The 15,223-nt window shown below is 70.4% G+C and carries 12 protein-coding genes; 4 read left to right on the forward strand and 8 right to left on the reverse strand.

What is annotated here, in order from left to right:
• Window positions 1-14: 14 nt before the first annotated feature.
• From O7610_RS08565 to O7610_RS08585, 5 genes are read right to left on the reverse strand one after another with little or no spacing between them, the layout of a single operon-like run.
• Window positions 15-806, reverse strand: a complete 792-nt coding sequence (locus tag O7610_RS08565; RefSeq protein ID WP_281555191.1) for an ABC transporter ATP-binding protein — start codon at window positions 804-806, stop codon at window positions 15-17.
• Window positions 803-1,693 carry an ABC transporter permease gene (locus O7610_RS08570; protein WP_281555192.1) on the reverse strand — a complete coding sequence of 297 codons (891 nt, stop codon included), beginning with the start codon at window positions 1,691-1,693 and terminating at the stop codon, window positions 803-805. Before O7610_RS08570 ends, O7610_RS08565 begins: the two co-directional genes overlap by 4 nt.
• A gap of 5 nt (window positions 1,694-1,698) precedes the next feature.
• Window positions 1,699-2,622, reverse strand: a complete 924-nt coding sequence (locus O7610_RS08575) for an ABC transporter permease (protein WP_281555193.1) — start codon at window positions 2,620-2,622, stop codon at window positions 1,699-1,701.
• Window positions 2,619-3,464, reverse strand: coding sequence for an ABC transporter ATP-binding protein (locus tag O7610_RS08580; RefSeq protein WP_281555194.1), 846 nt, complete (start codon window positions 3,462-3,464; stop codon window positions 2,619-2,621). The genes O7610_RS08575 and O7610_RS08580 overlap by 4 nt, the downstream gene beginning before the upstream one ends.
• 2 nt (window positions 3,465-3,466) lie before the next feature.
• Entirely contained in the window at window positions 3,467-4,990 is a 1,524-nt protein-coding gene (locus tag O7610_RS08585) for an ABC transporter substrate-binding protein (RefSeq protein ID WP_281555195.1), read from the reverse strand.
• 192 nt (window positions 4,991-5,182) lie between these two features.
• Between O7610_RS08585 and O7610_RS08590 the strand changes: the two genes are divergently transcribed.
• Genes O7610_RS08590 through O7610_RS08600 form a run of 3 tightly spaced genes read left to right on the forward strand, consistent with a single transcriptional unit; the run spans window position 5,183 to window position 7,248 of the window.
• Window positions 5,183-5,920 (forward strand): enoyl-CoA hydratase/isomerase family protein, encoded by a 738-nt coding sequence (locus O7610_RS08590; RefSeq protein WP_281555196.1) that lies wholly within the window; start codon window positions 5,183-5,185, stop codon window positions 5,918-5,920.
• Window positions 5,917-6,726, forward strand: coding sequence for a VOC family protein (locus O7610_RS08595; protein WP_281555197.1), 810 nt, complete (start codon window positions 5,917-5,919; stop codon window positions 6,724-6,726). Before O7610_RS08590 ends, O7610_RS08595 begins: the two co-directional genes overlap by 4 nt.
• Window positions 6,727-6,732: 6 nt before the next feature.
• Window positions 6,733-7,248, forward strand: coding sequence for a flavin reductase family protein (locus O7610_RS08600; RefSeq protein WP_281555198.1), 516 nt, complete (start codon window positions 6,733-6,735; stop codon window positions 7,246-7,248).
• Between the two features lie 38 nt (window positions 7,249-7,286).
• Here the strand turns inward: O7610_RS08600 and O7610_RS08605 are convergent, their stop codons facing one another.
• Window positions 7,287-7,772 carry a MaoC family dehydratase gene (locus tag O7610_RS08605; protein WP_289213011.1) on the reverse strand — a complete coding sequence of 162 codons (486 nt, stop codon included), beginning with the start codon at window positions 7,770-7,772 and terminating at the stop codon, window positions 7,287-7,289.
• A 93-nt stretch (window positions 7,773-7,865) separates the two neighbouring features.
• On the opposite strand from O7610_RS08605, the gene O7610_RS08610 reads away from it, so the two are divergent.
• Window positions 7,866-9,014, forward strand: a complete 1,149-nt coding sequence (locus O7610_RS08610) for an acyl-CoA dehydrogenase family protein (RefSeq protein WP_281555600.1) — start codon at window positions 7,866-7,868, stop codon at window positions 9,012-9,014.
• Between the two features lie 15 nt (window positions 9,015-9,029).
• Here O7610_RS08610 and O7610_RS08615 read toward each other — a convergent pair whose 3' ends face one another.
• Window positions 9,030-9,665, reverse strand: a complete 636-nt coding sequence (locus O7610_RS08615) for a TetR/AcrR family transcriptional regulator (RefSeq protein WP_281555200.1) — start codon at window positions 9,663-9,665, stop codon at window positions 9,030-9,032.
• Window positions 9,666-9,732: 67 nt separating this feature from the next.
• Window positions 9,733-15,201: an ATP-binding protein gene (locus O7610_RS08620; RefSeq protein ID WP_289213012.1), complete on the reverse strand. Its 5,469-nt coding sequence runs from the start codon at window positions 15,199-15,201 to the stop codon at window positions 9,733-9,735.
• Window positions 15,202-15,223 lie beyond the last annotated feature (22 nt).

The following is a 15,223-nucleotide window of genomic DNA, read 5'->3' on the forward strand; positions in this document are numbered from 1 at the left end:
GTCGCGGTTCTCCTTCAACTCCACGAGGGGATGGCGGCGAGCAGTCGCCGGGTGTACTCCTGTTGCGGCTCGTCCAACACCTGCTTGGCCGCACCCTGCTCGACGACCCGGCCGCTGCTCATCACCGCGATCCGGTCACAGAGGTCGCTGGCGAGCATCAGGTCGTGGGTGACGAAGAGCAGGCCGATGCCGAGTTCGTCGACCAGGGTGCGGAACAGCTCGACGACCTTGGTCTGGGTGGTGACATCGAGGGCGGTGGTGCACTCGTCTGCGATCACCAGCGCCGGACGGGTGACGACGGCCAGCCCGATGGCGACCCGCTGGCGCAGCCCGCCGGAGAGCTGGTGCGGGTAGCTGCCCAGCACCCGGGCCGGGTCGGTGATGCGCATCTGCGCCAGCACCTCCACCGAGCGGCGCTCGACCTCGGCCCGGGTGATGCCCCGGACGTGGCGGCGCAGCACCTCGACGAGCTGTGTGCCGATCTTCATCAGCGGGTTCAACGACCGGGAGGCGTCCTGGAAGACCATGCCCACGGCGCTGCCCCGGACCCGGTCGGTGCGGTCCACGCCGGGGGCCACCACCTCGTCGCCGGCGAGGGTGACCCGGCCCTGTTCGACATCGACGTTGCGTTCGAGCAGCCCGACGACGGTGCGGGCCAGGGTGGTCTTGCCACTGCCGGACTCGCCGACGACGCCGACGATGCGGCCCCGTTCCACGTCGAGGTCGACGTCGTCGAGCAGTCGCAGGTCGCCGTCGGCGAGTCGGGCGACGACGGACAGGCCGCAGACGCTCAGCAGCGCGGTCATCGGCGCCTCTTCCGTGGGTCGTGGTGGGTGAGCAGCGCGTCGCCCAACAGGTTGACCAGCAGCACCAGCAGGGTGATGGCGAGCCCGGGGAACAGCGCGATCCACCAGGCCTGGCTCAGCTCGTCCTGGCCGGAGGCCAGCATCGACCCCCAGCTGACGCTCGGTGGCGGTACGCCGAGGCCGAGGAAGCTCAGCGCGCTCTCGATCAGGATCGCCGTGCCGACCTGGAGGGTGCCGAGCGCGACGACCGTGCCGGCGAGGTTGGGCAGGACGTGTCGGAAGACGATCCGCGCCTCCGACGCGCCGGCCGCCCGCAGGCCGGTGACGAACTGCCGCTCGCGGATCGCCAGGGTCGCCGACCGGGTGACCCGGGCGCAGACCGCCCACCCGGTCAGCGCCAGCACCAGGAACAGCACCGGCAGCGAACTGCCCCGGTTCGAGATGATCGCGAGGGCGACCAGGATGAACGGCAGGGCCAGCTGAGCGTCGATGAGCACCGAGATGACCCGGTCGACCCAGCCGCGGAAGTAGCCGGCCAGCACGCCGAGCAGGGTGCCGGGGCCGATCGCGACCAGCGCGCCGACCAGGCCGATCAGAATGGTCAGCCGGCCGGCGGAGACGAACTGTGTGAGGACGTCCTGGCCGAGCTTGTCGGTGCCGAGCGGGTGCGCCCAGGTTCCGCCGTCGAGGAAGGCGGGCGGTCGCCGGGTCGCCGCCAGGTCCTGCCCGGTGTCGGGCAGCAGTCCGGTCAGCGGCAACACCAGCACCAGGCCGGCGACGACCACCAGCGGCAGGGACAGCCAGAACACCGAGGTACGGGACCGCCGTGCCGGGCGTCGTGGCGGTTGCGCCGCCGGCGGCGCCGGGTGCAGATCGGATCGGCTCACGGCCGTCACCTCACCCTCGGGTCGACGACCGAATGGATCACGTCGACGAGCAGGTTCAGCAGGACGAACGTCAACGCGCCGAAGACGACGATCGCCTGGACGAGCGGGAAGTCACGGAACTGGATGGCCTGCAGCGCCAGCTGGCCGAGGCCGGGCCAGGAATAGACGTACTCGATCGCGACTGCGCCGGAGAGCAGGATCCCGGTCTGCAGCACGACGATGGTCAGGATCGGCATCATCGAGTTCTTGAACGCGTGCCGCCACACGACCCGCCGGCCGCGCAGCCCGCGGGCCCGGGCGGAGTCGATGTACGGCTCGGCCAACGTCTCGCTCATCGACGCCCGGGTGAGCCGGGCGATCTGCGCCATCGGGTACACCGCCATGGTGACGGCGGGAAGGACCAGATGCTGCGGGGTGCCGGACTGCCCGGCGGGCAGCCAGCCGAGGTTCACGGCGAACAGCGCCACCAGCATCATGCCGAACCAGAAGACGGGCACCGATTGGCCGAGCAGGGCGACGGTGGAGGCGGCGCGGTCCCACCAGGTGCCCTCGCGGGTCGCGGCCAGCACCCCGAGCGGCACTCCGACGAGTACGGCGAGTGCCATGCCGGCGGCGACCAGTTGCAGGGTGAACGGCAGTCGGTCGGCGATCAGGGTGGTGTTGGCCTGGTAGAACTGCAGCGACTGGCCAAGGTCACCGGTGAGGATGCCCTTCAGGTACTCGAGGTACTGGACGACCAGCGGCAGGTCGAGGCCGAGTTCGTGCCGCAGAGCGTCCCGCTGCTCCGGGGTGGCCATCGGTCCGAGGATGGCCACGGTCGGATCACCGGAAAGCCGGCCGAGCGCGAACGCCAGGCTCAGCGCGATGAGCAGGGACGCCAGCAGCGACGCCAGGCGGCTGCCGACCCGTCGGACGGTGCTGGCCTTCATCGGCGGGACCTCCAGCGGGCGCCGGGCATCGCGGCGAGCAGTTCGCGGGTGTAGTCGTCGCGGGGGGTGACGAAGACCGCCTCGCACGGCCCCGACTCGACCACCCGGCCCTGGTACATGACGTGTACGACATCGCAGATCGAGCGGACGACGGCGAGGTCGTGGCTGATCATCAGCAGGGCCGCGCCGGTGCTCTGCCGGATCTGGGTCAGCAGCGCCAGCACGTCGGCCTGCACCGACACGTCGAGACCGGAGGTCGGTTCGTCCGCCACGATCAGCCGCGGCCGCATCAGCAGGGCGCGGGCGATGCAGACCCGCTGGGCCTGGCCGCCGGAGAGCTGGTGCGGGTAGCGGTCCAGGATCTGCGGTGCCAGCCGGACCCGGTCGAGCAGTTCGGTGTCGCTGATCCAGGAGGTGCGCTCGGGTTGCAGCCGACGCAGTTCGCGCAGCCCGGAGCGGACCGACTGCCGGGGGTCGAGCGATCCGTGCGGATCCTGGAAGACCACCTGCACCTCGGGGCGCAGCCGCCGCAGCCGTGCCCGACTGATCGCGGAGAGCTGGTGCCCGAGCAGCCGGATTGCCCCGTCGCCACGGGTGCCCAGCCCGGTGGCCGCCATGGCGAGCGTCGTCTTGCCGGACCCCGACTCGCCGACGACGGCGACGCTCTCGCCGGCGCCGATACGCAGCGACACGTGGTCGACCGCGCGCAGCACCGCCCCCGTGCTCCGGTCGCGGTGCTCGACGACCAGATCGTCGACCACCAGCACGGCGGTGTCGGTGTCCGAGGTGCGGGGGTGCCCGGCGAGGTCGCCGGGCACCCCCGTCTGCGCTGCTCCGGTCATCGTCAGAGGGTCGTCTTCGTGAAGTCCACGGTATTCAGCGGACCGAACTCGACACCGGTGACACCGGGACCGGTCGCGTAGTTGAAGATCTGCCGGTAGAGCGGCACGTAGCAGTGCTTCTCGACCACTCCGATGGTGTTGAGCTGCTCGTAGATCGGGGCGGCCTGCTCGGCGCTGTCCTGTTCGAGCGCCTGCTGGGCGAGCTGGTCGATCTGCGGGTCAGGGCAGTTGCCGGTCAACGACGCGGTCTTCATGAAGCCGCTGACGAAGTAGTCCGGCACGGCGACGTTGGGCACTCCGGCGAAGATGGCGACACCGGGGACCTGGCGGCCGATGATCCGCTGAACCAGGGTGCCGTAGTCGAGCGGCTCGTAGCTGACCGTGAAGCCGGCCTGTTCGAGGCTGCCGCCCACCGCCTGGGCGACCTCTTCGATGTTGGTGTACTGCGCCGCCGGATAGGTGATCTGTACGGCCGGGGTGGCGTCACCGACGAGTTGCGCGGCCTTCGCCGGGTCGGCGGTGACACTGTCCTGCGGTTGCTGGCCGGGCCGGACGTTGAGCAGTCCGGCGTCGGCAGCGGCCTGGCCGTCGAAGATGCCGCTGACGATCGCGTCCCGGTCGATGGCCAGGGCCGCGGCCTCACGCAGCTGCGGGTCGTCGAACGGCGCCTTGGTCGAGTCGAGGAAGGCGATGATCTTTATGGCGGTCTCGGTGCGTACCACGTCGACCCCGGCCGCTTCGGCCGCCTGCGCCTGGGCCGGCGGTAGGTCGAAGGAGACGTCGACGGTCCCGCTCTGGATCAACGCGAGCCGCTGCGCGGCCTCGTTTGCCCAGGTGAAGGTCACACCGTCGTTCGTCGGTTCGTCGCCCCAGTAGTCGGGGTTCTTGGTGACCGAGATGTCACGACCGGCGTTGGCGCCGGCCCACACGTACGGGCCGGTGCCGACCGGGGCCGCAGCGAAGCCTTCGGACCCCTGCTCCTGGTAGTAGGCCGGTGGGACCAGATAGACCGTGGTGAGCAGGTCGGGAATGTTGTACTGCGGCGTGCCGGTGGTGACCACGACGGTGGCGTCGTCGGTGGCCTCGATCGAGGTGACGTTGCCGAAGTAGGACTTCAGCGGTGACCCCTCAGTGTCGCGGGTGAGCGTGATGGTGTTCGCGACGGCGGCGGCGTCGGCAGCTTCCCCGTTGCTGAAGGTGATGTCGGGGCGGACGGTGAACGTCCAGGTCGTGGCGTCGGTACGGGTCCAGTTGGTGATGAGACCGGTGTCGGTGGGCGCGAGGTCGTCGCCGGTGTCGATCAGCGGTTCGAGCATCGTCGCCCAGACGACCTGGGCGGAGCGCGCACCGACGATTGGATCGAGGGTGGCGGGCTGGGCCGCGAGCAGCGCACGGATGACAGTCGGGCCGGACGAACCGGTGTCGTCGGGTTCGGTGCCACCGCAGGCGGTCAGGCCGACGCTGGCGACAGTGATGGCGGCGGCGGCCACGAGGGGCCGCCGGGAACGCAGGATTTTCATGATCATCAGGGGTGTCCTTCACAGCGATGGACCCGTTCACGTCGCCGCGTTGCGCGCCGGTGACGCTCGCCACAAAGTACCGACCAGCCGGTATCAAGTCAACGGTTCAAGCAGGTATCTCGACTATGACATTCGCGTGACAAAGGCCAGCCAACCAGCGGCGTTGTGAACATACCGACCGGTATGTATGATACCCCGGTGGCCCCTACCCTCACCCCTCGGCACGACGGACGCCTCATCCGGGTGCGCTATGACAACGCGGCCCGCGGCAACTGCTTCGACGACACCGCGCTGCATGAACTCGTCCACGCACTGGAGACCGCTGCGGCCATCGACAGCTGCGCGGTCGTCGAGCTCGAGATGGCCGGCCGGAACTTCTGCGGCGGCTGGGACACCACGGCGTTCACCGAGCTGGCCGGCAGTTCGTCGGAGACGGTGGCGGACAGTCTGCGCGCCAGCGACGCCGCACTGCGGCGGATCCGGCGACTCCCGGTGCCGGTGGTCGCCGCGGTACGGGGCCGGGTGATCGGCTTCGGTGCCGGCCTGCTCGACGCCGTGCACCTGCCGATCGCCGCGACCAGTGCCCGCCTGTCGTTACCCGAGGCCCGGTTCGGTTTCGCCCCCGCCGGAGTCGGCTACGCGATCGCCCGGGCGCTACCCCGCCCGCAGGCCTACCACCTGCTGACCGGGGCCACGACCGCGTCCGCCGATCAGATGCTCGCCTGGGGCCTGGTCGCCGAGGTCGTCGCCGACGACGACCTCGACCGCGCGGCCGGGGCTCTGGTCGAGACGCTGCTCGCCGTACCCGGCCGCACGCTGCGAGCGGTGGTCGAGGTGGTCGAGTCGAGCCGGGCCACCGGACGGCCGGATCATGTCTACGACGTCTCGGCGCGCACCATCGTCGCCGGTGTCACCGCGCGCGGAGCGGACCGATGAGCGGTCGGTTCCAGGCTGGCGAGGCCGTCTGGGTGGAGCTGGCCACCCCCGATCCGGACCAGGTCGAACCTTTCTACCGGGCACTACTCGGCTGGACGGTGCGTGCCGAACGGCTCGGTGCCACCACCTACCGGATGTGTGGCATCGACGGACGCGATGTGGCCGGCATCTCCGACGCCGCCGCGCTGCACGCCGGCCGGCCCCGGGGGTGGATCGTCTACTTCGCGGTCGACGACGTGAGTCGGAGCGCCTCCCGGGCGGTCCAGCTCGGCGGCGAGCTGGTCACCCCACCGCGATATCTGCCGGCCGCCGGAACCGGCGCCGTCGTCATCGACCCGTTCGGTGCCGCGTTCGGCCTCTACCAGGGCGAGTCACGCACCGGTGCGCAACTGCTCAACTCGGTCGGCGCACTGTGCTGGAACGAACTGAACACCGGGGAGCCCGCCGCCTCGGTGAGCTACTACCGGTCCCTGTTCGGCTACGCCACCCGGCGGACGGCAGACACGCCCACCGCCCGCCCGTACACCCTGCTGATGCTCGGCGACGTCGCGGTCGCCGGTGTGCTGGCACTCGACAACGAATGGCCGAACCTGATCCCGGCGAAGTGGATCACCTACTTCGCTGTGGACTGCCTGGACGACGCGCTGCGGCGGGTCTGCGCGCTCGGCGGGACGCCGACCGTCGGCCCGGTCCGGAGCCCGTACGGACGCCTTCACCTGGTGAAGGATCCCGGCGGCCATTCACTTTGCCTCATCCAGCTCGACGGCGGTCTGCGCCCCGGGCACGACTCCTCCCCCAGGTGGTGACCTCCCTTGACGGCCGAGCCGCTGTTCGATTCGACGGAGTTCCGTCAGGTGTGTGGTCACTTCCCCACCGGCGTCACCGCGATCACCGCGATCACCGCCCAGAGCGGCGTCGCCGCGCTGACCGTGAACTCGTTCACCTCGGTCTCGCTGCAGCCAGCGAAGGTGTTGTTCTGCGTGACCAGTTCCTCGTCCAGCTTCCCGACTTTGGTCGGATCCAGACGGATCGCCATCCACATCCTCAGCCGGGACCAGGAGGACGTGGCCCGCCGGTTCGCCACATCCGGGCTGACCGGCGCGGAGAAACTCGCCGGGGTGTCCTGGCTGCCCGGCCCCGACGGGGTTCCGCTGCTGCCCGGCACACCGGCGGTGCTCGCCGGACGACGTGACGAGGTGATCACCAGCGGCGACCACGTCATCTTCCTGCTCGACATCGACCACGTGCACCTGAAGCCGACGAACGTGCCGGCGTTGTCGTTCTACCGGGGGCGGTTCGTCAGTCCGTCGGCCACCACGACCGAGTGAGCGGGTGACGCCCCGCCGTCGCCGATCGTCGACGTGGATCAGCTGTAGTACCGGAACAGGATCTCGGCCACGCAGCAGGGCGTCGGCCCATCGGCGAACTCCACCGTCACCGAAGCCTTGGCCTGCACACCGTCCCCGGTACCAGGGACGGCGGTGATCGGCTGGGCCGACACCAACGTCGCGGTGCCCTGGATCGGCACACCGGGCGGCAAGGGTCGGACGAACCGGACCCGATCCAGCCCGTAGTTGATACCCATGGCGAAGGTCTGCACCTCGAGGATGTCCGCGAGCAGGCGCGGGACGAGTGCCAAGGTCAGGAATCCGTGCACGACGGTGGTACCGAACGGGCCGGTCCGCGCCCGCTCGACGTCGACGTGGATCCATTGGTGGTCCCCGGTGACGTCGGCGAACTGGTCGATCTGCCGCTGAGTCACCACCTGTGGTGCGCTGGCCCCCAGCTCCGCGCCGACCAGGTCGAGCAGGTCACCCGGGTTACGCACGATCGTCCGTGATGCGGTTCGCATGGTCACTCCAACGGAGAACGGCCATCGGCGGCCTTCTTCATTCCGACCGGATGGTATCATCAGCTTCGGATAACTGAGCAGGGAGGTTCCGTGGTGTTCGAGGCGTACCAGCTGCCCGAGGAGCACGCAGCAGTGCGGCAGGCCGTACGAGAGGTGTGCGACGACAAGGTCGCGCCACATGCGGCGGCCGCCGACGAGAACGCCGAGTTTCCGCAGGCCTCCTACGATGCGCTGCGCGCCGCCGACTTCCACGCCCCGCACATCCCCGTCGAGTACGGCGGTGCCGGCGCGGACGCCCTCGCCACCGCGATCGTCATCGAGGAGGTGGCACGGGCATGTGCCACCTCCTCGCTGATCCCGGCTGGCAACAAGCTCGGCACCATGCCGCTACTGCTCGCTGCCGGCGGGCACCTCAAGCAGCGGTATCTACCACCGGTCGCCCGGGGCGAGGCGATGTTCTCGTACTGCCTGTCCGAGCCCGACGCCGGCAGCGACGCGGCCGGCATGCGGACCCGCGCCGAACGCGACGGCGACGTCTGGGTACTAAACGGGGTCAAGCGCTGGATCACCAACGCCGGACTGAGCGACTACTACACGGTCTTCGCCGTCACCGACCCGGCGGCACGCACGCGCGGCATCTCCGCCTTCGTGGTGGAAAGGTCCGATCCCGGCGTCAGCTTCGGCGCACCGGAGCGCAAACTCGGCATCAAGGGATCCCCGACCCGCGAGGTGTACCTCGACAACGTCCGCGTCCCGGCGGACCGGATCATCGGTGCGCCGGGAACCGGCTTCGCGACGGCGATGCGGACACTGGATCACACCCGCGTCACCATCGCCGCTCAGGCCCTGGGCATCGCCCAGGGCGCGCTGGACTACGCCCTGGGTTACGTACGGCAACGACAACAGTTCGGCCGGGCCATCGCCGACTTCCAAGGCGTCCAGTTCCTCCTAGCGGACATGGGCATGACCCTGGAGGCGGCACGGCAGCTCACCTACGCGGCCGCCGGCAGGTCCGAGCGGGGCGGGCCGGACCTGACCTACTTCGGCGCGGCGGCGAAGTGCTTCGCCTCAGATGCGGCGATGAGGATCACCACCGATGCCGTCCAGCTGCTCGGCGGCTACGGGTACACCCGTGACTTCCCGGTGGAACGGATGATGCGCGACGCCAAGATCACCCAGATCTACGAGGGCACCAACCAGGTGCAACGCGTCGTCATGGCCCGCCAACTGCTCGCCGGCTGACCGGCCCCGCACGGTTCAGCGGAGCCCTTCGAGCACCATCGCGCTGAACTGGCGCGCCACCTCGTCGATGCTGAGCGGACCGTCGACGTTGAGCCACTGGTACGCCCAGGCACACATGCCCACCAGCCCGAAGGTGACGATCCGCGGGTCCATGTCCGTGCGGAGGACACCACGGGCGATACCGTCGGAGATCATGCCGGCGAAGGCCGCCTCCACCGCGTCACGCTTGCGCGTCACCTCGGCGAACATGTCTCCGGCGAGGTACCGCCGCTCCTGGTAGAAGATCGTCACGTGTGCCCGGTACTCGGCCACGCTGGTCAGGCTGAACCGGATGAGCTCCGCCACCCGCACCGCCGGGTCGTCGCTGCCGGACTCGATCTGCTGGATTGCGGCCAGTTGCGCTTCCAGGTACTCCTCCTGGATGTGCCGCAGCAGGTCGTCCTTGCTCTCGAAGTGGTGGTAGAAGGCACCCTTGGTCAGCCCGGCCTGGTCGGCGATCTCCTGCACCGACGTCCGGTCGAAACCCCGACGCCCGAACAGTTCCAGCGCGCTGGCGATCAACGACTTGCGGGTGTTCTCCGGGTCGTATCCGTCGGCCCAGCGTTGCCTGCGCCGGGTCGCCGCCGGGCGGTTCGACGTCGCACGAGCCATCGGTGGCCTCCACTTCCCGCTCCACTCAGAGCCCGACAATCCTACCGCCCGGTCGGAAGGTTCGCTGTCACCGCCCCTCCCGCAGCCGGGATTCGATGGTGGCGATGATCCGCGGGCGCAGCTCGGCTGCGCTGATGACGGCATCCACCGAGCCGACCTCGACGGCGCGCCGGATGTCGTGGATCCGGTCGAACTCGGTGGCCACCTCGCCCAGCTTCTCCGCCCGTACCGACGACCGCAGCTCGTCGAGCTCGGCGGCCAACGCGGCGCGATCGGTGCCCGACGACGCGGCCACCCGGCCCTCCAGTTCTCGGATCCGCGAATCGCGCGCGGTACGGGCGTCCACCTCGCCGGAGAACACCACTGCAGCGGCGGGAGCGCCACCGAGTACCGAGGCGAACGAACCTTCCAGCGCGAGCACCGTCATGGCGGGGTTCAACGCCTTCGAGAAGACCACGAACGCGCCACCGTGGTACCGCGAGATCACACAGAACACGATCGGCCCACGGAAGTTCACGATCGCCCGGCCGATCTCGGCGCCGTACTCCAGCTGCAGCTTGCGCATCGACTCGGGCGAGCCGTCAAAGCCCGACAGGTTGGCCAGCACCACCAGCGGCCGGTTGCCGCTGGCCGCGTTGATCGCCCGCGCGGCCTTCTTCGACGACTGCGGGAACAGCGTGCCCGCGGTGTAGGTGTCCGGGCCGTCGGTGGGCGGGAAACCACGCCGCGGCACGGTCCGCGACTCGATACCGAGCAGGCATGCGGGGATGCCGCCGAGGTGCACGTCCTGCACCACGGCGGTGTCGGCGTCGGCCATGCCCGCCCAGCGTTCCAGCATCGGGTGGTCCTGGTCGGCCAGCGCCTGCATCACGGTCCGGATGTCGAACGGCTTCTTGCGGTCCGGATTGGCCTCGGCCGAGAAAATCTCCCCTACGGTGGTGAAGTCACTGCCAGCCAGCGTGTGCGGGAAGGTGGAGACGTCGCGGTCGGTTGGGTCGGTGGTGGCCGCCCGGCGCGGTCCGGTCTCTCCCGGTACGACGTACGTGTGGTCGTAGTGGGCCAGCAGCACGTCCCGCGCGGCGGTCAGGCTCGGCGCCCAGTACTGCGCCTGCCCGTTCGGACCCATCACCCGGTCGTAGCCGCCGATGCCGAAATTGTCCTCGGCGGACACCCCGCCGGAGAAGTCCAGCGACTGCTTGCCGGTGAGCACCATCGCCGAGTCCGGCGTCATCACCAGGATGCCCTTGGTGTGCATGAGCATCGTCGCCTCGGCGTTCCAGTACGGCTGCGCGCCGACGTTGATGCCCGCGACCACGATGTTGATCTCACCGCCGGCCTGGGTGAACTCGACGATCCGTTTGAGCGCGGCGGCCACCCAGTCCATGTTCTCGGTGCCCGACTCCATGGAGATCCGGGCTCCGGCGGACAACGCGTACCACTCCACCGGCACCCGCATCCGCTCGGCCAGGTCCAGGGCCGCGATGATCCGGCGGCACTCCGGCTCGGACAGTGCGCCGAGCGACTTCGTCGGATCGCCGAACAGCGCGACCCGGGTGACCCCCTCGGGGTGGCGGGGGGTGACCGTGCTGACCACACCGGCGACGATTGCCGCGCGGTTGCTCCCCTTCGGCCGGTCGACCGGCGCCAACGCGTTGTGTTCGTCGAGGTCGTGCTCGACGAAGTCGCCGAGCCGGCCGGTGAGTTCGTACGGGTACACCGTGTTGCGGCTGCTCGCCCGCAGCACCTTCAGTCGGTAGTCGTCCAACGGCTCGACCGGCTCGGCCGGCGGCTCGCCGACGACCAGTTCGGCCCCGCCGGTGGCGTCGAAGGCGATCCGTACGGCCATCTTCGTCAGCTCGCCGGTCACCCGGTCGCGTCGGCGCCCGATGAACAGGATCTCCTCCAACCCGGCACCCGCAGTCGTCGGGCGCATCCGCCCGGCGATCATCTCCATCTCCTGGCGGGTGAGGTCGTTCGGCGGCCAGACGTAGATCACGATCCGGTTGGTGGTGAAGCGGGTCTTCGACGGTCTGCGCGACTGTGCCCGGCGGATCGAGTCGAGGCAGGCCGCGACGGTGTCCTCGGTGGTCGGCAGCGACACCAGGCGTCCATCATGGTCACGCAGCCGGGTCAGGTCACGTACCTGCGCGAACGCGACGAGACGCTGGTCGGACGGGTTCTCCCGGGCGACGCACTGGAACAGGTAGACCTCCTCGTCCAGCGAGGGCAGCCGGGTCAGGTCGAACTTGCGCAGCCGCTCCAGCTGCATGCGCTGCGCGATGTACGGGTGCAGGCCGCGGATCAGCCGCTCCTCGACCATTCCCCCGCTCGACGGGCGGAACGTGAAATGGTGGTGCATCACCGCGCCAGCGCGGCCCGCGATGGTGGTGGTCACCCGGCGGACCTGGGGCGGCAGCGGATGCGCGGCGACGACGTCGAGCAGCGCCGCCGCCATGGCGTCGAAGTCCTCCGGCTGGTTCTCCCAGGCGAGATAGACGTCGGCGTCGATGGACTCCCGGCCACCGGCCAGCTCTGCGAGCCCGCCGAGGGCGGACCCCAGGGCGTCGATGGCCACGGCGGTGGTGACCACGCTCGAGTCCGCCCGCTCGGCGACCACGAAGGTGCAGCCGGCGACCTGGTGGGCGTGGACCGCGGTGAGTCCCTTGTTGCCGTAGTACCGGCGGGTCAGCACCTCCAGCATGACCGCGTTGTCGAGGTGGTCACGGACGATCCGCTGGCCTAGCAGCCGGACCAGCGGTTCGGTGCTGCGGACCATGTCGGCGATCCGCTCGGCGCGCTCCGGCGTCTCCGGATGGGCGTCCAGGTGACGCAGGTGCGCGCGGACCCGGGCGTAGACGGTGGCCCGGTTGCGGCGCAGCAACGGCTGCGCGAACCAGGCGAACACCACACCTCGGGCGAGGTCGGCGATCACCGGGAAGCGGACCTGGGTGGCGGCGACCAGTCGCTCCAGGGCGAGACCGGCGGGCTCGTGCAACGACTGGCCGGGTGGCGGCTCCCGCAGCCACGCGCGAAGCAGTGTCGCGACGACGGTGGCGTCGGCGGCGGCACGCTGCAGAGCGAGGAAGATCCGGAAGACGGCGGCTTCGAGATCGGCGGAGCGCTCCAGATCGGTGACGCCGTAGTGACTGAGCGCCTTGGCGAGCTTGGTCTGGAAGGCGTCCGGCAGGCCGGCCCGTTCGACATCGAGGCTCTGCAGGTAGGTGTGGAAGTACTCGCGGTCGCTGTGCACGTGCCCGTCGCCGTCGGCGTCGGTCGGTCGGTTGCGGCTCAGCTCGGCGAGGTCGGCGAAGACCTCGATGAGATCGATCTCAGCGGCCAACGGCCGGTCGCCGTCCTCGGCAGCGGCCCGGCGCGCGACGAGATAGTCGTCGAGGACGCGGCGGTCGTCGTGCGGGTCGACGTCGAAGCCGAGGAGCAGTCCGCGCAGGCCTTCCTGACCCTGTCGGCACCGTTCGGCCGGCGGGAGCGCCCCGGACGCGGCGGGCATCTCCAGCTCGACGGGCGCGACCGGGCCGGACGCCGGGCCGGCGGCGGCGTCGTCCGCGACCGGTTCCAGCCTCAGCAGCGGTGCGCCCGCCTCGACCTGGTTCCCGACCGACACGCCGGATTCCTTCAGCCGGGCCTTGAACGGTGCCCGCAGCACCGTTTCCATCTTCATGGCCTCGAGCACCAGCACCGGTGCTCCCGCCTCCACCTCGGCACCGACCGGCACCGGGGTAGCGACGATCAGGGCGGGCATCGGCGCGCGGAGCACGCCGCCCTCGTCGCGGCTGACCCGGTGGGTCACCCCGTCGACCTCGACCAGGTGGACCGGCCCGTGCGTTGCGGTGACCAGACGATGGCGGCTGCCGTTGACGACGATCTGCCCGGTGTGCCGGTCGAAGCGGTCCAACTCGACGTCGGCGCTGTGCACGACGTCTGCCACCTCAATGCCGACGCGGAACCGGTACGCCCCGGTCCGCGCCACCCGTACCCGGTAGCCGACGCCCCGCAGCTTGAGGTCCACCGGGCGGCCGCTGGCGTGCTGCACCTGCGGGCGGCCGCCGGACGCGGTGGACAGCAGTCGCTGCCGTTCGACGCGCTCGTCGGCCTCGTAGCCCTCGATCGCGGCCGCGGCGAGGGCGACGGCGACGTGCCGGTGGGCGACGAGCCGGCCCGCACCGCGGACCCGGTCGATCCACCCGGTGTCCGCGCTGGCGTCGATCACCTCGGGTTGATCGAGCAGGTCGATCACGAAACTCTTGTTCGTCGCGCCACCCTCGATGATCACGGTGGTGTTCGCCATCGCCCGGCGCAGCCGGCCGAGCGCCTCCTGACGGTCCCGTCCGTACGCGATGATCTTGGCGATCATGGAGTCGAAGGCGGCGGGGATGGTGTCGCCCTCGCTGACCCCGGTGTCCACCCGGATCCCGGGCCCGGAGGGCAGGTCCAGCCGGGCGATCCAACCGGGCGACGGCGCGAAGTCGCGGTCCGGATCCTCGGCGTTGAGCCGGGCCTCGACGGCGTGCCCGCGCTCGGACGGCGGCGCGCCCTCCAGCCGCCCGCCCGACGCCACGTGCAGCTGCGCCTTGACTAGATCGAACCCGGTGGTGGACTCGGTGATCGGGTGCTCCACCTGCAGCCGGGTGTTGACCTCGAGGAACGCGAACATGCGGTCACCCGGGTGATAGAGAAACTCGACGGTCGCCGCGCCCCGGTAGCCGACCGCGACGGCGAGCCGTTCGGCCGCGGCCTTGAGGTCGGCGGCCTGCGCCGGGCTGAGCACCGGCGACGCCGACTCCTCGATCACCTTTTGGTTACGCCGCTGCACTGAGCAGTCACGCACGCCGAGTGCCCAGGCGGTGCCCTGGCCGTCGGCGATCACCTGGACCTCGACGTGCCGGGCACCGGTGACCAGCCGTTCCAGGAACACGACGCCGCTACCGAACGCGCGGGCGGCTTCCTGACTGGTGCGTTCGTACGCGTCGACGAGCTCGGCCTCGTTGGTGATCACCCGGATGCCGCGCCCGCCGCCACCGGCGGTCGCCTTCAACATCAGCGGGTAGCCGATGCCGCTCGCCGCCGCCACGGCGGCCTCCAGGGTCTCGACCGCGCCCCGGCTCCACGGGGCGACCGGTACGCCGACCTCCTCGGCAATCAGCTTTGCGCCGATCTTGTCGCCGAGCTGACGCATCGCGTGCGCGCTCGGTCCGACGAAGGTGACGCCGGTCTTCTCGCACAGCTCCGCGAACGCCGGGGACTCGGCGACGAAGCCCCAGCCGACCCACGCCGCGTCGGCGCCGGTGGCCACCAGGGCGCGTTCCAGGACCGTCAGATCGAGGTACGGCCGGGCGGACGCCGGCCCGAGGTCGTAGGCGATGTCCGCCTCACGGACGAACGTCGCGGTACGGTCGACGTCGGTGTACAGGGCGACGGTCTCGATCCGCGCCCCGGTCTCGGCGGCCAGCTCCCGGGCGGCGTGGATGAGCCGCATCGCGGCCTCACCACGGTTGACGATGGCAATGCGGCTGAACACCCGATCGGCCCTCCGGTACGCC

It is taken from the genome of Solwaraspora sp. WMMA2065 (assembly GCF_030345075.1).
Classification (GTDB): domain Bacteria; phylum Actinomycetota; class Actinomycetes; order Mycobacteriales; family Micromonosporaceae; genus Micromonospora_E.